The 18464-nt window shown below is 59.9% G+C and carries 13 protein-coding genes; 5 read left to right on the top strand and 8 right to left on the bottom strand.

Annotation, left to right across the window (positions count from 1 at the left end):
* Positions 1-331 precede the first annotated feature (331 nt).
* Positions 332-508, bottom strand: coding sequence for a hypothetical protein (locus EQV97_RS03195; protein WP_240888374.1), 177 nt, complete (start codon positions 506-508; stop codon positions 332-334).
* A gap of 146 nt (positions 509-654) precedes the next feature.
* Between EQV97_RS03195 and EQV97_RS03190 the strand changes: the two genes are divergently transcribed.
* Positions 655-1350, top strand: coding sequence for a pirin family protein (locus EQV97_RS03190; protein ID WP_122840478.1), 696 nt, complete (start codon positions 655-657; stop codon positions 1348-1350).
* 76 nt (positions 1351-1426) lie between these two features.
* On the opposite strand, the gene pgm is transcribed toward EQV97_RS03190, so the two are convergent.
* The 4 genes from pgm to EQV97_RS03170 all read right to left on the bottom strand — a co-directional run bounded on the left by pgm (position 1427) and on the right by EQV97_RS03170 (position 7620).
* Positions 1427-3073: a phosphoglucomutase (alpha-D-glucose-1,6-bisphosphate-dependent) gene (gene pgm, locus EQV97_RS03185; RefSeq protein WP_240888373.1), complete on the bottom strand. Its 1647-nt coding sequence runs from the start codon at positions 3071-3073 to the stop codon at positions 1427-1429.
* Between the two features lie 109 nt (positions 3074-3182).
* Complete coding sequence (locus EQV97_RS03180) at positions 3183-4583, bottom strand: PLP-dependent aminotransferase family protein (RefSeq protein WP_201148096.1); 1401 nt, start codon at positions 4581-4583, stop codon at positions 3183-3185.
* Positions 4580-6034, bottom strand: coding sequence for a hypothetical protein (locus tag EQV97_RS03175; protein ID WP_240888372.1), 1455 nt, complete (start codon positions 6032-6034; stop codon positions 4580-4582). Before EQV97_RS03175 ends, EQV97_RS03180 begins: the two co-directional genes overlap by 4 nt.
* Positions 6035-6597: 563 nt before the next feature.
* Positions 6598-7620 carry a zinc-dependent alcohol dehydrogenase family protein gene (locus EQV97_RS03170; protein ID WP_122840481.1) on the bottom strand — a complete coding sequence of 341 codons (1023 nt, stop codon included), beginning with the start codon at positions 7618-7620 and terminating at the stop codon, positions 6598-6600.
* A gap of 265 nt (positions 7621-7885) precedes the next feature.
* Here EQV97_RS03170 and EQV97_RS03165 point away from each other — a divergent pair, with 265 nt between their 5' ends.
* From EQV97_RS03165 to EQV97_RS03150, 4 genes are all read left to right on the top strand, one after another.
* Positions 7886-8815, top strand: coding sequence for a LysR family transcriptional regulator (locus EQV97_RS03165; protein ID WP_045058370.1), 930 nt, complete (start codon positions 7886-7888; stop codon positions 8813-8815).
* Between the two features lie 280 nt (positions 8816-9095).
* On the top strand, positions 9096-10349 hold the full coding sequence (gene mexE, locus EQV97_RS03160; RefSeq protein ID WP_240888371.1) for a multidrug efflux RND transporter periplasmic adaptor subunit MexE: 1254 nt from the start codon (positions 9096-9098) through the stop codon (positions 10347-10349).
* 15 nt (positions 10350-10364) lie between these two features.
* Positions 10365-13544, top strand: a complete 3180-nt coding sequence (locus EQV97_RS03155; RefSeq protein ID WP_205892591.1) for an efflux RND transporter permease subunit — start codon at positions 10365-10367, stop codon at positions 13542-13544.
* Positions 13541-14962 carry an efflux transporter outer membrane subunit gene (locus tag EQV97_RS03150; RefSeq protein ID WP_122840484.1) on the top strand — a complete coding sequence of 474 codons (1422 nt, stop codon included), beginning with the start codon at positions 13541-13543 and terminating at the stop codon, positions 14960-14962. Before EQV97_RS03155 ends, EQV97_RS03150 begins: the two co-directional genes overlap by 4 nt.
* Before the next feature lie 143 nt (positions 14963-15105).
* Here the strand turns inward: EQV97_RS03150 and EQV97_RS03145 are convergent, their stop codons facing one another.
* From EQV97_RS03145 to EQV97_RS03135, 3 genes are read right to left on the bottom strand one after another with little or no spacing between them, the layout of a single operon-like run.
* Positions 15106-16068, bottom strand: a complete 963-nt coding sequence (locus EQV97_RS03145) for an HlyD family secretion protein (RefSeq protein WP_122840485.1) — start codon at positions 16066-16068, stop codon at positions 15106-15108.
* 4 nt (positions 16069-16072) lie between these two features.
* On the bottom strand, positions 16073-16273 hold the full coding sequence (locus tag EQV97_RS03140; RefSeq protein ID WP_045058365.1) for a DUF1656 domain-containing protein: 201 nt from the start codon (positions 16271-16273) through the stop codon (positions 16073-16075).
* The gene (locus tag EQV97_RS03135) at positions 16263-18398 is read right to left on the bottom strand and encodes an FUSC family protein (RefSeq protein WP_240888370.1); all 2136 of its coding nucleotides are present in this window, start codon (positions 18396-18398) and stop codon (positions 16263-16265) included. Before EQV97_RS03135 ends, EQV97_RS03140 begins: the two co-directional genes overlap by 11 nt.
* Positions 18399-18464 lie beyond the last annotated feature (66 nt).

Genomic DNA, 18464 nt, shown 5'->3' with positions numbered 1-18464 from the left:
TATTAGTTATTCGATGTTTCCATTTCTATTTTTGGCGTAAGTAAAATCCTACACCCGTTTCGGAAGTGCAAAACAATGCGCCGATGTGTGAGCACAACTAGAATTTAAAGATGATAAATTTTCGAGCTTATAAAACTATGTATTCCAGCGAATAGAATATTGGCCGGGAGCGATATTTTCAGTATTGTTTTGAGAAGTCAATACCGGAAATAAATTGATATCGTTGTTACTTAGAGAATGTAGGATAAATCAGACAGAAATTAAACGCGCCAAGTAGCAGAACAACGGATTCAACGCGCGCTGGATACCCACTTCATAGTTCTTCAGAATTCTAATGAATCCGCCGGGCATGCCCACCCGAGTAGCCATTGATCGCTTCCGCAATCCCGGACGACAACTCGTGCTTGTCGAGCGGGTTACAGAAGTTAGGAACTATGGTTTCGTCGTGATTGCGCGCCACGCTCAGCCCAGCAAGCTTGCGCACATTGCCGTACCGAGTCTGGATCATCGCTGAATAGCGCTAGCCGAGAGGAAGAAATCCCTTTATCAATACATCGAACAATTCGATTATATTAAGGCATTAATTACGCTTTTTATCGATGTTTGACTGATGGATGATGATCGCCATAAATCACCTTTTGGCAGGAGACGATCATGCTTGAACTCAGACCTTTTACCTCCCTTGGCGGCGCTCATCATGGCTGGCTGGATGCACATCACCATTTTTCATTTGCCGAGTACCATGACCCCAAGCGCATGAACTGGGGCAATCTGCGGGTCTGGAATGATGACGTGATTGCCTCGGGCACCGGTTTCCCTAAACACCCGCACCGGGACATGGAGATCATCACTTATGTCCGTGAAGGCGCGATTACTCACGAAGACAACCTTGGCAACAAGGGTCGCACCGAAGCCGGAGACGTTCAGGTCATGAGCGCCGGCACCGGGATTGCCCATAGCGAGTACAACCTGGAAGCGACCGAGACGCGGATTTTCCAGATCTGGATCATTCCCAATGAAGCTGGATCGGCGCCGTCCTGGGGCGCCAAGCCATTTCCCAAAGGCCAGCGCGAAGGTTTTGTAACCCTGGCCAGCGGCAAGGCGGGAGATGATGAAAGCCTGCGGATTCGTGCGGATGCCCGCCTGGTCGCGGCCAACCTCAAGGCTGGGGAAACAGCTGAATATCGCCTCGACAGCGGCCGCCGCGCCTACCTGGTTCCGGCTACAGGCCGTATTGAAGTCAATGGCTTGCAGGCACAAGCTCGAGACGGTGTGGCGATTGCAGATGAGCAGGTGCTGCGAGTGACTGCCATTGAAGACAGTGAAGTGGTGCTGGTAGACCTGGCTTGAACGGCAAAGCCATCAAGGCAAAAAAGGGGCGAACCTCAACGGTCGCCCCTTTTGCTGTTGCGTGACCCTATCCTGATTACTTCGAGGAAATAGCGCCGTCCACCAGTGTCTGCGCTTCTGCAACCAGCAGCTTGAGGTGCTCGTCACTGACGAAGCTCTCGGCGTAGATCTTGTAGATGTCTTCGGTGCCGGACGGGCGCGCGGCGAACCAGCCGTTTTCGGTCATGACTTTCAGTCCGCCGATGGCCTGGTCGTTACCCGGTGCGTGGCTGAGTATGCTCTGGATTGCTTCGCCAGCCAGTTGGGTCGATGTCACCTGGTCAGGCGACAATTTACTCAACAAGGCTTTCTGTTCCGGGTTGGCCTTGGCGTCGACCCGCACCGAGAACGGTTCGCCCAGCTCATCGGTCAGGGCGCGATAAGCCTGGCTTGGATCACGACCGGTACGGGCGGTCATTTCTGCAGCCAGCAATGCCGGGATCAGACCGTCCTTGTCGGTGCTCCAGACGCCACCGTCCTTGCGCAGGAACGAGGCACCCGCGCTTTCTTCGCCGCCAAAGCCCAGGGAACCGTCAAACAGGCCGTCCGCAAACCATTTGAAGCCCACCGGCACTTCATACAGTCGGCGACCCAGGCGCTTGGCCACTCGGTCGATCAGGCCACTGCTGACCACGGTCTTGCCCACGGCCGCGTCGGCGCGCCAAAGGGGGCGGTTCTGGAACAGGTAATCGATCGACACAGCAAGGTAGCTGTTGGGCGCCAACAGGCCACCCGACGGCGTGACGATGCCGTGACGATCGTGGTCCGGATCGCAAGCGAATGCCACATCGAAGCGTTCCTTGAGGCCGATCAGGCCTTGCATGGCATGGCTGGACGAGGGGTCCATGCGAATCTGGCCATCCCAGTCGACCGTCATGAAGCGGAAGGTCGGATCCACTTGTTTGTTGACCACTTCGAGGTCGAGTTGGTAGTGATCGGTGATCGCTGACCAGTAGCGCACCCCTGCTCCACCCAGCGGATCAACACCCAGGCGCAGCTTGGCGGCGCGAATGGCATCGAAATCGATCACGTTGATCAGGTCGGCGACATAGGTATTGAGGTAGTCGTGGCGATGGGTGGTCTCGGCCTTCAGGGCTTGCTCGTAACTGATGCGCTTGACCCCGGCGAGCTTGTTGCCGAGCAGCTCGTTGGCCTTGGCTTCGATCCACTTGGTGATGTGGGTGTCGGCCGGGCCGCCGTTGGTAGGGTTGTATTTGTAGCCACCGCTTTGTGGCGGGTTGTGCGACGGCGTAATGACGATGCCGTCGGCCAGGCCCGAGGTACGGCCACGGTTGTAGCACAGGATGGCGTGGGAGATGGCCGGGGTCGGGGTGTATTCGTCACCCTCGGCAATCATCACGGTGACGCCATTGGCGGCGAGTACTTCCAGGGCGCTGGCGCCCGCCGGAGTGGACAAAGCGTGGGTATCGATCCCGACAAACAGCGGGCCGTCGATGCCCTGCGCCTGGCGATACAAGCAAATGGCCTGGCTGATCGCCAGGACGTGCCATTCGTTGAAACTCAAATCGAACGAGCTGCCGCGGTGCCCGGAGGTGCCGAACGCGACGCGCTGGGTGGAGATGGCGGCGTCAGGCTGGCCGGTGTAGTAGGCCGTTACCAGTCGCGGGATATCGACCAACAGTTCTGCCGGTGCCGGTTTGCCCGCAAAAGGATTGAGTGTCATGCAAAACCTCTGGAATCTATTGGTTCGGGAATTGGATCGCAGTTTACTGGCAGTTTGACCACAACGCGATCAGATCGATCCCCCACGTGCACGACACCGGCTGCTTTGCTTAATCCAGCGACTCCAGGCGCAACGCGTCACCGAGCAAACCGATGGCGGCCGACAGGTCATGATCGCCGCCGAAGGTATGGCTCAGACGCATGTGCTGCGCATGCAGCCCCTGCAAACTGAACAACTCGCCGGGGGCAATCAAGACCTGGCGTTGCAGTAAGCGCTGGAACACCCGGCGCACATCCACCTGGCGCAATGAGCGTACCCAGATCGTTGCGCCGCCCTGGGGCTCGACAAAGCTGAGGGCATCGCCCAGGCGTTCGTTCAGCAACTGGCTCATCTGTACCGAGCGATCCTTGAGCAGGCGACGCAACACTTGAAGGTGCTGATCAATCCGACCATTGATGTACAGGCGTGCGATGGCTTTCTGGCGAATCGGCGACAATCGGAACGAGCGCAACAGAAATTGCCGTTGCAGTTGCATGCGCAGATGCCGCGAAAGCACATAGCCAAAGGGCGCCTCAGGCCCGATGATTTTTTCAAACGTCGAATAGACCAGCAGCCGATCAGGGTCCAACAGGTCGCGAAAGCGCAGGCCGTCCGGATCGAAGCCAAGTTCGCCGTGACAGTCGTTTTCCAGGACCCAGCAGGCATGCCGCTCCAGCAGTCGCGCAATGGCCCGCCGGTTGTCCTCGGACGCCAGACTGGCGCGGGGCATATTCAACCGCGAAGACAACAGCACCAGTTGCACCGGATTGAGCTGCAGCGTCCGTTCAAGCGTGTCGATATCCAGCTCGCCGTCGGCTTGTACGGCCAATTCAATAACCTTGACGTTGGCCGACTCGAACAGGCGCAGCACGGGCCAGTCGCAAGGCGATTCCACCACGACCGTGGAATGCCTGAGGCTCAGCACCTCGATCAGGATCTCCAGCACGCCACGCAGATCCGCGCCGATATACACGTCCTCGGCGTGCCAGCAGCGCAGTGGCGAGGTGGTATACCGCGCCGCCAGTGCAGCCCGCAGTTCCAGTTCGCCGCAGGGTTGCGCTGACGATTGCGGCTGCCGCGGGTACTGGCGTAGCAATTCCCTCTCCAGCAGCAGCAAAGGGCTGTCGAGGGGCTGCAACAGGGTGGGTTCGTCGGCGCTGAGCACCAGCATTGACGGGTTTCGGGCGTTGACGTAAACGGTTTCCAGCAGATCGTGACCATCGCCCAGGGTGTCGATGGACGACATCGGTACTGCGTAGTAGCCCGACTTGGCCAAGGAGTAGACCCGCCCCTCTTTCTCCAGTAGCGAGTAGGCATACTGGATGGTCGAGATCGAGACGCTCAAGCGGTCGGCCAATTGGCGCAAGGAAGGGAGGCGCACCCGGGCGTCCCTGGCCGACTCGTTGATCAGTTGGGTCAGGTAGCGGTAAACCGCCTGGTAGGCAAAGCCGGTTTCTCGCACGCCATTCAACGCCCCGTTGACCCGTCACTCGCTTGGGTGTTGTCCGTATCGCAGGTGATCGATGACGCGCCAGGTGCACCTTCAACTGCCCGCTCCATGCGATAAAGCTTGCCAATCAACGCGAGCGGCAAGCCGCTTACATCCACCATCCATTGCAGGATCTGCTCGGGCACAGCGTGGCCTTGCATGGCTCGGTGCAAATCCGGCACGGCAATCAGCATCCCGGGATGGCACCGGCGCAGGAAACTCTCCAGCCTCGCGCCCTTGTCGACGAAAGGCGCGAACAGCAGGCACACCAGCTGCGCTTCGCTCAGGCCAAGATTCTTCTGGGCATATGCAGTGCCCAGGGCTCGCTGTTCGGCATCCGTGGTGATTTGGCCAAACACTTGCGCAGCCTGCTGGCACAAGCCATCCGATAGCTGCTTGCGGCGCATCATGACCAGTGTTCGCTGGAAGAACTCGGCGACCCCGGATTCATAGCTGTCGCCGTGCATGAAACAGGCCTGCAACCCGCGTACATGAGCGCTTAGTTCAAGGCTGACGAGCTCATTATCGCTCGCGTAGGCCATCAGTCCGTCGGGCTGGAAGCCCAGGAATTCGGTCAGCAGCGGCCAGCGCTGCTCAAGATTGCTGACCAGCATGTCGTGTATGTCGATGAAGGTCGCGCGCCGGCAGGTTTCGAACAGTTCAGAGGGACGCCAGTGCGGCTGCATGAGCTCGGGCTCAAACCCCCGATAGTACTCCGGGCCGACCTCATCGAGCAGCGTGAACAGATCTTCGTAGCCGTGTTCAGTGTACCGCGACGGCAAGAGGCCGGCCTTGGCGGTCGCCCGCTTGAAGCCGTACAAAAATTGCTTCTGCTGGCGTGGTGTCTCGCTACTGACCAAGGCGTCTACCCCACCATCCCACCGCGCGATCTGGCCATAGAACTCTCCCGTGGCGAGAAATCCGTTGTCCCAGAGATCAAGCGCATCATCGCTGTCGCGGCGATGTCCGACCATCAGCAGGTTCAGGCGGCTGACCTCGCGGCCGGCATCGGATATCGGCGCTGGCTGAGTGAACGGCAGCACCTCGCGATTGTCGACCCTCAGCACGTCGACCCGCGGGTCGTCATAAAGAAACAAAGCGCTGTAACTGTTGTGGATGTTGTCCAGCGCCGTGGCGCTGACGCCGCTCTGCTGCAATGACGCGACACGCAGCCGGAAGGTGGCCGGTGCCCGGCCGGCGATGCTCAACTGTGCTGCACGCAACAGCGCCAGGGTGTAACAACTGTCCCGGGACCCGGTCTGAATAGCCAGCACCTTGTAATCGGCAAGGCGCTCCATGCCGCCTGCGGCAACTACCAGGCGCTGAATTAACAGCTGTAAAGCCGTGCGTTCGGCGCGAGAGAAAAAACCCAGTAACCGTTGCAATATCTGTTGGTAGACATGGTTCATGGCTTGATCATGGATGCTGGTCATATTTATATACCTGGTGCTGGAAAATCGATATCACGAACCACGCAAATCATTTTTGCGCAGCGCTTTGCCCGTTACATTCTGACGACGGAGATTTATTACCAAATGCTAGCACTTAAAGGGGCAAGACATTATTTGAAATAAATAAGCCGAGGCCTAGGTTTCATCATCGATAGTTTCAAAGAAACCGCTCAAAGCATTGAGTTAGAGGGCTTACTCTGCGTCCTAGGAAATATCCCACAATGTCTGACAGATAATTACTACGAGAATTTAGGAATAAAGCTACAAGTGCGTTTTTGATCGCGGAAAGACGATCAACAGATTGTTTGGCGCACATCAACGGACTGTACTGAAAAGTAACAACTTGACACTCAGTCATGACGCATTCCTTGAGATGAAAGCAATCGTTCAATTATCAAGGCTTACTGGCTGATTAGAAGATACAGATGGTGGGGAAAAACCAGTTCAGTTGCTGAACAGGCTGCCCGGAAGGGAAACAGAGATTTGTTTAAAACCCGAAAACAAAAAAGTCCGTGCGGGTCACGGACTTTTTCAGGGGGGGGACCTCAGGCCGGTTCGACTTGAAGCGCGACCCGTTCGCGGCATGGGCATTCGTCCATGTAGCGGTGGGCTTCGACGAACTCGGCAAACGGGAACACTCGAGTCTTGAGTGGCAGCAGCACGCGGTCCGCCGTCAGCTGGTTGATATCGCGCAGGGCACGCTGCAGCGACACCTGGTCCTGGACGATGCCCAGTTCCGGCTTGCCGGTGAAGTTACCGATGCAGTGGACGAAGAACTGAATGTTCTTCTGGAACGCTGCACAGGCCGGGAATGGCGTCTGGTTGCCCCCTTGCAGACCGTACAGCACCAGGCTGCCACGGGGTGCGAGGACATCGCCGAGCATTGACATCTGCGGGCCACCCAAGCCATCGAACACCACGTCAACGCCACGGTTATCGGTGATCTTGTTGATCTGCATCAGCAGATCCTGTTCCTCGGTGACGATGACTTTTTCCGCTCCGAGGGACAGCAGGTTCTCCCGCTCTTCGGCACTCTTCGTCGCCGCGATAACCCGTACGCCCAACGCCTTGCCCAGTTGCACAAAAGACGGACCGGCACAGTGGCTGGCGTCAGTGACCAGGGCGAACTGGCCGGGTTTGACCCGTGCCAGGTCGACATAAGCAAAATAGGCGATCAACAGCGGCGTGTAGTGCACGCTGGCTTCAACCGGGCTGAGTACATCCGGGTAACGGGTCAGCGCAGTGCGTGGCAGTACAATCTGTTCACCGTACACCGGGTAATCATTCGGGCTCTCCGCCGGGAAGCTGGCCACCTTGTCGCCCACTTCCAGATCGTCGACGCCCTCTCCGAGCGCCGTGACCACGCCAGACATTTCATGCCCCAGGCCCGAAGGCAGGCGAGCATGGGAGGGAGCCAGGTTCTGGCGCCAGAGAATGTCGTACCAGCTGATGCCAATCGCCTCGACGCGCACCTGCACTTCGCCCGGCGCGGGCAAAGCAGCCGCATGCTCTTCGCATTTGAGCACCTCGGCCGGACCAAACTTGTGAAAACGGATCGTGCGTGACATCGCAAACCTCGTCAAAGAAACCTCTAATGCCCCGAACTCTATATGGGCTTTGTAGCCAAGACTATCAGTGGCTATTAATAGTCGACATGCCTGTCATTGATTCCGCACCCTCGAAAGGATCAACGGTTGGCCAGGACATGGGCGAACTGCATCGGTAAAAATGAATTATTCGGTGCAGAGTACCAGCCTTTCCCCGTAAGATTCATGCCGGTCATTGTTCTCATATGACCGCCCCCGTCAAGCCTTGACTCTGCCAGGACTCCAGATGAATCGTAATGACCTGCGTCGTGTCGACCTGAACCTGTTGATCGTATTCGAAACACTCATGCACGAGCGCAGTGTGACCCGCGCTGCGGAGAAATTGTTCCTTGGCCAGCCCGCGATCAGCGCCGCACTCTCGCGCCTGCGTGGGCTGTTCGATGATCCGTTGTTCGTGCGCACCGGCCGCAGCATGGAGCCTTCCGCACGGGCGGTGGAGATCTTCGCCCTGCTCTCCCCGGCACTGGATTCGATTTCCACGGCCGTCAGCCGCGCTGCAGAATTCGACCCAGCCACCAGCACGGCGGTATTTCGCATAGGGCTGTCGGACGACGTCGAGTTCGCCCTGCTGCCGATGCTGCTCAAGCGCCTGCGCGCCGAATCCCCGGGGATCGTGCTGGTAGTGCGCCGCGCCAACTACATCCTGATGCCGGCCTTGCTGGCTTCAGGCGAGATATCCATCGGCGTCAGCTACACCGCCGACCTGCCGGCCAACGCCAAACGCAAGGTGCTGCGCCGCAGCATGCCCAAACTGCTGCGTGCCGATACGGTGCCGGGCCCCCTGAGCCTGGACGACTTCTGCGCCCGCCCCCATGCGCTGGTGTCGTTCGCCGGCGACCTGAGCGGGTTTATCGATGAAGAGCTGGAAAAACTCGGGCGCAAGCGCCATGTCGTGCTCGCGGTACCGCAGTTCAACGGCTTGAGCACGTTGCTGTCCGGTACGGATATTGTCGCCACCGTGCCCGATTACACCGCCGATGCTCTGACTGCCGCCGGCGGCGTGCGCGCCGAGGACCCGCCTTTGCCAGTGCGCAGTTTCGAACTGCACATGGCCTGGCGTGGCTCGCAGGACAACGATCCTGGAGAACGCTGGTTGCGCTCGCGGATCCAGATGTTTTTCGGCGATCCGGACAGTCTTGAGCTACCGGGGCATTAAAGGCCGAAAGCCGGTTTAGATTAGCGGCAAAAAGCAAGACGGCCTTCGCCCGACCCATGACGACCGACTCATTGTCGGGCAGAGACCAATCCTTACACGTCCCGCAACAAACAATTACCATCAAGCATATTGATAGCCCCCTAACGAAAGGCGCATGCTAGAGGGCTGAATTGATTCTTATATCATTCCGAATGATAGTTACCTTCGCTTCATTCGATTCGTGCGATACAACCCCGCCAATCATCATCCGTCCATTCTCAATACATTGGCGGATGCATCCATGGAACAGTCACTCAAACATTTGCGCTTCCCGTTGGCCCTTCTGGCCGTGCTGGTGATGAGCGCCTGCGGCAAGACGCCGGAGACAGCGGCCGCCATGCCAGCTGCCAAGGTCAGCGTGGCCAAGGTGCTGGAACAGCCAGTCAACGAATGGGACGAATTCACCGGGCGCCTCGAAGCGCCGGAGACCGTGGAAATTCGTCCGCGGGTTTCCGGGCAGATCGATGAAGTGGCCTTCACTGAAGGCGCCCTGGTCAAGAAAGGTGACCTGCTGTTCCAGATCGACCCGCGTCCGTTCCAGGCAGAGGTCCGCCGCCTCGAAGCCCTGGTTGCGCAATCACGTGCCAACGCCACCCGCAGTGAAAACGAAGCCCAGCGCGGTGAACGCCTGCGCAGCAGCAATGCGATTTCCGCCGAGCTGGCCGATTCGCGCACCAGTGCTTCCCAAGAAGCCCGCGCAGCCGTCGGCGCCCTGCAAGCGCAACTCGACCTGGCGAAACTGAACCTGAGCTTCACCCGAGTCACCGCGCCCATCAGCGGTCGCGTCAGCCGTGCGGAGATCACCGCCGGCAACCTGGTGACAGCCGACACCACGGCGCTGACCAGCGTGGTTTCCACCGATAAGGTCTATGCCTACTTCGACGCCGACGAGCGCGTGTTCCTCAAGTACACCCAGCTGGCGCGCCAGGGCAAACGCGGTGCAACCACTCCGGTGTACCTGGGCCTGTCCAACGAAGACGGCAACCCGCATCAGGGTGTAATGAACTTTGTCGACAACCAGGTCAACCCGAAAACCGGCACCATCCGTGGTCGCGCGGTATTCGACAACACTGACGGCGCCTACACCCCGGGCCTTTATGCGCGGCTGAAACTGGTCGGCAGCGGCACCTACTCCGCCGTGTTGATCAACGATGAAGCGGTCGGTACTGACTTGGGCAAGAAGTTCGTGCTGGTGATGGATGTCGACAACAACACCGCTTACCGCGCAGTCGAGCTGGGGCCGAAGACCGAAGGGTTGCGCATTGTGCGCAGCGGCCTGAGCAAAGATGACACGGTGATCGTCAAGGGCCTGCAACGTGTGCGTCCCGGTTCACCGGTCACCCCTGAAGTGATTCCGATGGCCAGCGAGCAAACCCTCGCGGCACTCGCCCAACAACGACAAGCGCTGGAAGCCAGCAACCTGCCACAAGTCGCACCTGCCAAGGTCGCGCCAGGGTCGGTTGTGAAAGTGGCTGCCGCGACTCCACGCGGTTAAGGGACGACAACTCCGATGAATTTTTCTCAATTCTTCATATCCCGGCCGATCTTCGCAGCGGTTTTGTCGCTGCTGATCCTGATTGCCGGTGCGATCTCGCTGTTCCAGTTGCCCATCAGCGAATACCCGGAAGTGGTACCGCCGACCGTCGTGGTGCGCGCCAACTTCCCCGGTGCCAACCCCAAAGTCATCGGCGAGACCGTGGCGGCTCCTTTGGAGCAAGCCATCACCGGCGTCGAGAACATGCTGTACATGTCCTCGCAGTCGACCGCCGATGGCAAGATCACCCTGACCATCACCTTCGCCCTGGGTACCGACCTGGATAACGCGCAGGTGCAGGTGCAGAACCGCGTGACCCGTACCGAGCCCAAACTTCCCGAGGAAGTGACGCGCATCGGTATCACCGTAGACAAGGCTTCGCCCGACCTGACGATGGTCGTGCACTTGACCTCACCGGACAAACGCTACGACATGCTGTACCTGTCCAACTATGCCCTGCTCAACATCAAGGATGAACTGGCGCGCCTGGGTGGTGTGGGCGATGTGCAGCTGTTCGGCATGGGCGACTACTCCCTGCGGGTCTGGCTCGATCCGAACAAGACGGCTTCGCGCAACCTGACGGCCACCGATGTGGTCACCGCCATTCGCGAGCAGAACCGCCAGGTCGCAGCCGGTGCCCTGGGCGCCCCTCCCGCACCGAATGCCACGGCGTTCCAGTTGTCGGTCAACACCCAGGGTCGCCTGGTGTCCGAGGAAGAGTTCGAGAACATCATCATTCGCTCCGGGGACAACGGCGAGATCACCCGTCTCAAAGACATCGCCCGGGTTGAACTGGGTTCCAGCCAGTACGCCCTGCGTTCACTGCTGAACAATCAACCGGCAGTAGCGATTCCGATTTTCCAGCGTCCTGGTTCCAACGCCATCGAAATCTCCAACCAGGTCCGCGACAAGATGGCGGAGCTGAAGAAAAACTTCCCCGAAGGCATGGACTTCAGCATCGTCTATGACCCGACGATCTTCGTGCGCGGCTCCATCGAGGCGGTGGTTCATACCCTGTTCGAAGCCCTGATCCTGGTCGTACTGGTGGTGATCCTGTTCCTGCAAACCTGGCGCGCCTCGATCATTCCGTTGGTGGCGGTGCCGGTATCGCTGATCGGTACCTTTGCGGTCATGCATTTATTCGGCTTCTCGCTCAACGCCCTGTCGTTGTTCGGGCTGGTGCTGGCCATTGGCATCGTGGTGGACGACGCCATCGTGGTGGTGGAGAACGTCGAGCGAAATATCGGACTGGGGCTGACCCCCGTCGAGGCCACCAAGCGTGCCATGCGCGAAGTGACCGGGCCGATCATCGCCACGGCGCTGGTGTTGTGTGCGGTGTTTATTCCGGCGGCGTTCATTTCCGGCCTCACCGGGCAGTTCTATAAACAGTTCGCCCTGACCATTGCGATCTCGACGGTGATCTCGGCGTTCAACTCGCTGACCCTCTCGCCGGCGCTGGCGGCGGTATTGCTCAAGAGCCATGACGCACCCAAAGACCGCTTCTCCCGGGGTCTCGACAAGTTGTTCGGTGGCTGGTTGTTCCGTCCATTCAACCGCTTCTTCGACAAGGCCAGCCATGGGTATGTCGGCACCGTTGCGCGGGTTATCCGCAGCAGCGGTATTGCCCTGATCCTGTACGCCGGCCTGATGGTGCTGACGTTCTTCGGTTTCGCCAACACGCCGACCGGTTTCGTACCCGGCCAGGACAAGCAGTACCTGGTGGCATTTGCACAACTGCCGGATGCGGCGAGCCTGGATCGCACTGAAGACGTGATCAAGCGCATGTCCGATCTGGCCCTGAAACAGCCTGGCGTGGACAGTGCGGTTGCCTTCCCTGGCCTGTCGATCAATGGTTTCACCAACAGCCCGAACGCCGGCATTGTGTTCGTCACGCTCAAACCGTTCGACGAGCGCAAGGACCCAAGCATGTCTGCCGGCGCCATCGCCGGTGCATTGAACGGCCAATTCGCCGGGATCCAGGAAGCCTACATGGCGATCTTCCCGCCGCCGCCGGTACAAGGCCTGGGCACCATTGGCGGTTTCCGCCTGCAAATCGAAGACCGGGGCAACCTGGGCTACGACGAGCTGTACAAGGAAACCATGAACATCATCAACAAGAGCCACAACGTGCCGGAACTGGCCGGCCTGTTCACCAGCTATACCGTGAACGTGCCGCAAGTCGATGCAGCCATCGACCGGGAAAAAGCCAAGACCCACGGCGTGGCGGTCAGTGACATCTTCGACACCCTGCAGATCTACCTGGGTTCGTTGTATGCCAACGACTTCAATCGCTTTGGTCGCACCTATCAGGTCAATGTGCAGGCCGAACAGCAGTTCCGCCTCGAACCGGACCAGATCGGCCAGCTCAAGGTGCGTAACAACAAGGGTGAAATGATCCCGCTGGCGACCTTCATCAAGGTCAGCGACACCTCGGGCCCGGACCGCGTCATGCACTACAACGGCTTCATTACCGCTGAGATCAACGGTGCGGCAGCCCCGGGCTACAGCTCCGGACAAGCGGAAAAAGCCATCGAAAAACTGCTCAAGGAAGAACTTCCGAACGGCATGACGTACGAATGGACCGACCTGACCTACCAGCAGATTCTGTCCGGCAACACCGCGCTGTTCGTGTTCCCGCTGTGCGTACTGCTGGCGTTCCTGGTACTGGCGGCGCAGTACGAAAGCTGGAGCCTGCCTCTGGCGGTGATTCTGATCGTGCCAATGACCCTGCTGTCGGCGATTGTCGGTGTGATTGCCTCCGGCGGCGACAACAACATCTTTACCCAGATCGGCTTGATAGTGTTGGTGGGGCTTGCCTGTAAGAACGCGATCCTGATTGTCGAGTTTGCCAAGGATAAACAGGAGGAAGGCATGAGTCCGCTGGCTGCGGTGCTCGAAGCCTGCCGCCTGCGTCTGCGGCCGATCCTGATGACCTCCTTTGCGTTCATCATGGGTGTGGTACCCCTGGTGTTCTCCAGTGGCGCTGGCGCCGAAATGCGTCACGCCATGGGTGTCGCGGTGTTCTCCGGGATGCTTGGGGTGACCTTCTTCGGCCTGTTGCTGACGCCAGTGTTCTATGTGCTGATTCGTAATTTCGTGGAGCGCGGCGAACAACGCAAAGCGGCCAAGGCCCTGAAACTGGAGGCGCAACAATGAGCCTGAAAGCCTTCCTGCCGAGCCTGCTGGTGCTGGCGCTGAGTGCCTGCGCCGTGGGCCCGGACTACCAGACGCCGGCGACGCAGCCGGCACATATCACGGCCGCGACCGATGATGCTGGCGGCCAGAAAAACTTCGACCGCTCGCGTTTCGAAGGCATCTGGTGGCAGCAGTTCGAAGATCCGACCCTCAATCAGTTGGTGGTCCAGTCGCTGCAAGGCAACCGCGACTTGCGAGTGGCTTTTGCGCGCTGGAAAGCCGCCCGGGCGATTCGTGACGATGTCAGCAATGACGCCATGCCCACCATCACCAGCCGCGCCAGCAGCGACCTTGGCAAGGGGCAGATTCCAGGCCAGACCACCCGCCGGGTCAACAGCGAACGTTACGACCTGGGCCTGGACATGGCCTGGGAGATTGATCTGTTTGGCCGCATCCAGCGCAACCTGGAGTCGGCCGATGCTGAACAGCAAGGGATCGAGGCGGATCTGTACCAGCTGCAAGTCACCATGATTGCCGAGCTGGTCGATTCCTACGGTCAGCTGCGCGGCGCACAGCTGCGAGAAAAAATCGCCCTGGCCAACCTGAACAATCAGCAGGAGTCGCGCAAGATCACCATCAGCCTGCGTGATGCCGGCGTCGGTGATCAGCTTGATGTCGAGAGGGCCGATGCACGCCTGGCATCGGTTGAAGCCAGCGTGCCGCAGTTGCAAGCCGAGCAGGTGCGGCAGAAAAACCGCATTGCCACTCTCCTCGGTGAGCGCCCGGACAAATTGAGTGTCGACCTCGGCCCCAAAGATCTGCCCGCCATCGCCAAGGCGCTGCCGATCGGTGATCCGGGAGAGCTGTTGCAACGCCGTCCCGACATCCTGAGTGCCGAGCGCCGGCTGGCGTCGGCCACTGCGCGGATTGGCGTGGCCAAGGCCGATCTGTTCCCCCGGGTCAGTCTGAGCGGCTTCCTTGGCTTTACCGCCGGGCGTGGTTCGCAGATCGGCTCCGCAGCGGCCAACGCCTGGGCGCTGGGTCCGAGTATTACCTGGGCGGCGTTCGACCTGGGCAGCGTGCGCGCCCGTTTGCGCGGTGCCGATGCTGATGCCGAAGGCGCGCTGGCGACCTATGAACAGCAGGTGCTGCTGGCCCTGGAAGAATCGGAAAATGCGTTCAGCGACTATGGCAAGCGCCAACAGCGCCTGATTTCGTTGATTCGTCAGAGTGAATCAAGCCGTGCGGCCGCCGACCTGGCGCAAATCCGTTACCGCGAAGGCACGGCCGACTTCCTCGTGCTGCTCGACGCGCAGCGTGAGCGCCTGGCGGCCGAAGACACCCAGGCCCAGGCCGAGGTCGATCTGTATCGCGGCATCGTCGCCATCTACAAGGCCCTCGGCGGCGGTTGGGCACCGGAGACGGTCGCCAGTCAGTAACCGCTTCAAGCGCCTCTTTGGTTGGCCGCGACCCACCCATTTTTTAACCCCACGCCTCATCCGGTCGTGGGGTTTTTTTTGCGTGTTTGGCAGGTAGCTGGGTGGCACACTCAAGGCCGCCCACCCATCAATTGCGCAAGCTTTTATCGCGCCTGTTGTCGGGTATTCTCCAGCACAGTCACGGTCGCGGTGGTCCCCGCCCGGAGGCGGTTTTTTGCCGCATAGCCAGGATCAATCCCTATGCGCACCGGCACCCGCTGTGCCAGTTTTACCCAGGTGTAACTTGGGTTGATGTTGGCCAGCAGACGCCCACCTGGCAGGTTTTCCCGGTCGGCGATGGCGAAGGCGATGCTTTGCACCGTGCCAGCGAAGGTCTCGCCGCTCATCAATTCGATCTTCACGGGGTCGCCCTCCTGGATGCGCGGTAATTTGGTTTCCTCGAAATAACCCGCGACATAAAAGGAATCACTGTCCACCAGCGCCAGTAACGCGCCGCCCGCCGGGGCATAGTCACCCTCGCGTGTCAGCAGGTTGGTCACATAGCCACTCACCGGAGCCACCACGCGGGTGCGTTGCAGGTCGAGTTCGGCCTGGGTCAGCGCCGCGATTGCCAGTTGCACATTGGCTTGGGCCAAGCCCAGGTTAGCCTGGTTGCGCAGCAGCTCGGCCTTGGCCACCGCCACCTCGGTACTGGATTTCTCCCACTCCTCACCCGAGATCGCGAACCCTTCCTTGAGCTTGCGCCGGCGTTTTTCCTCACTCTCACGCTGCTTGAGCAATGCCTCGCTGGACACGATCGCCGCCTCGGATTGCCCCAGGGTGGCCTTGGATACTTCTACCGCACGCCTGGCATGTTCAACGGCCAAGGTGTATCGCGCCGGGTCGATCTCCAGCAGCAGCTGGCCCTTGGCAACATGTTGATTGTCCTGCACGCCGAGGCTGACGATGCGCCCCGCTACGTCGGCCGACAAGGTGACCACGTCGGCACGCACCCGCGCGTCCCGGGTCCAGGGCGCACGCGTGTAGTGATTCCAGGCAAACCAGCCGAGTAAGACGGCCAGCAGCACTACGGCGAGGGTGGTTAGACGGGGCAGTAATTTTTTCAAGGTGTCAGGCTCCCATCACCAGTATCAGGGCGGCACACACGCACACGTACAATGCGCCTTCGAACAGCGCCTCGTGCCAGACAAAGCGCAGCACCCCCATGCGCCGCAGGGCCCAGTCCAGGGCAAGGAAAACCGGCAGGGCCAGCAGCAGGGCCTGGGCGATCGGCGGCAGATAGACGCCGCCCACTTCCAGATCAATGGGCAAAATCAGCTACTCCTTCCACGTCCACCGTTTGAAAATGCGCCGAGTGGCGCTCCAGGAACGACACCACAATCAACAGCGCAACGCGCATACGGAACACGCTCCACAAATGTTCATGGGCGCCCGAATGCAGAGTGTCAAGGTAATCACCGAGTTGGTGCAGGCGACCGAGCACGCCAGTCAGTTCAATACCCTGGCGCCCGGCGATCAGCCGCCCGGTCTCGCGCACGGTGGCCAGCAAGCGACTTTGCACTTCGTCGTCCAGCAAGCTGTTGCCCTGCCCCTGCTGTCGCAGCTGGTTCAATGCCACGCCTAACGCCATGCAGCCCAGGCTGAACTCGAAAAATGCCCTGGAGTCTTTGTCGCTCGCCGCGGGCAGCAGCCCCAGCATCATGGTGACCCTGTCGACCATGCGGCTCTCGAAGGCGAATTGCTGTTCGTCGCTGGCGGCGGCCTTCAACAAGGCATACACCTGCGCCCGATTCTCGAAGTACAGCCGGCGGATGCGCAAGGCTGGCCGGAATGGGAAAATCAGCGCATAGACACTCAATGCCAGCGCCGTGGCGCACATGTACGCGCCAGCAAATTCGAACCACTGGATTGCCGTATTCTGGCCGATCTCCGCGTTCTGCGGCCCCAGCAGCAGGAAGGTGGATAACCCCAGGCCGATCCCGGTCCCGGTAGTGGGCGGGCTGGCCAAACCCACCGCCACGGCATACAGCAAGGGCACCAGCAACAGCGCGAGCATTTCGAAGTCACTGATCATCGGCACCAGCATGAACTGATACAGCGCTGACACCACCAGTGCCAGTCCCAACCCTCGGGCATAACTCTGCGCGGCCAGCAGCGGTCGCGGGAATGTCGCCATCAATGAGCAGAGAATGCCCACCAGCACCATCCCTCCACGGGCGCCGTCCCAACCCGTCTCGATCCAGATCAGACCGGCCACCACCAACGCCGTAAAGGCCCGCACCGCGTTCATGGTCGCCAGGGTGAAATCCAGGTGCAACGGATTATTCTGCCCGCGGAACACCGAGCTGGCGCGGCGCTCCTCCTGAATCGCATCGCTGAGCTCCAGAATCTGCCCCAGCTGCTCAAGCAGGCGTGCCTGTTCCCAGCGCAGCGACCAGGCCAGCGAACGCAATGTCGCCGGCATGGCCTCGGTCAGTTGCTCGGCGCGATAGGCAAGCTCATCGAAGCGGTGCTGCAGCAAGATGAAATGCTGGCGAGACTCGGCCGAGAGCGAACGGCCCTGGTAAGCCAGTTCGTCGAGGAATTTCAGCTCTTCGGCGCGAATCTGCAGTATTTCTTCCGGCAGTTCGCCCTCCCAACGTTCGGTCAGCAGTAGACGCTGGTGCCGCAAAGCAGTCAGGCGAGACGTCAGCAGCACCAGTTGGTTACCCAGCAGTTGCACCAGAGCGTTGGCACTGCGCAGCCGCGGCGCGTCGAAATACAGATGACGCCGCACGCCTTCCAGGGCACTGATTTCGCCCAACAGCTGCATTTGCCGACGATGGAAATTGTCCTCGCTTTCCTCGGTGCGGATCACGGCGGCGGCGTGGGTGGCGAGCAGTTTGATGACCTGGTCGATCCGGGTGAAGTAGTCCCGGGCGACTGACTCCGGGCGCGCCGTGAGCAGGCTCACCACGCAGACACAGGCCACTGCCAGCAAGGTCTCAGTGACACGGGTTACCGCCAGCAGGAAGATGCCATCCGGCTCGGGCACGGCGAGCAACGCCACCACCACCGCTGTATAACCGCTGAGCACAAAGGCCTGGGAACTGGTGTAGCGCAGCAGCGTCCCCCCTGCTGTGCACAGGGCCAGCCATAAGGCCAGGGTCAGAATAAATGGCAGCGGCGCCTGGGGGAAAATCGCCATGATCAGCACCGCGACCACGGCACCCAGGGTGGTACCGATGACCTGGCCGAAACTGCGCGCCAGGGTCATGCCGCCCAGGGGTTGGCTGACGATGACCACTGCCATGATCGACCATTTTGGCTGGTCCAGGTCGAACAGGAACGCCAGGTACAGCGTCAACAGGCCCGCGACAATGGTTCTCAAGGCGAACAACAACACCCCTGGTCCGGGGTTTAGCATTGCCTTGAAATATTGAAGCAGTGGTTGCATGGAAGCGCTCGACCAGTCTTGTCCCTGCAAGCGTAGTCACTGGGGGCAGTCTGTCGACGCATTTCA

It is taken from the genome of Pseudomonas sp. TMW22090 (assembly GCF_022496665.1).
Taxonomy (GTDB): Bacteria; Pseudomonadota; Gammaproteobacteria; order Pseudomonadales; family Pseudomonadaceae; genus Aquipseudomonas; species Aquipseudomonas gregormendelii.
The sequence above is the reverse complement of the archived record's forward strand: the minus strand, read 5'-3'. Positions and strand labels throughout refer to the sequence as shown.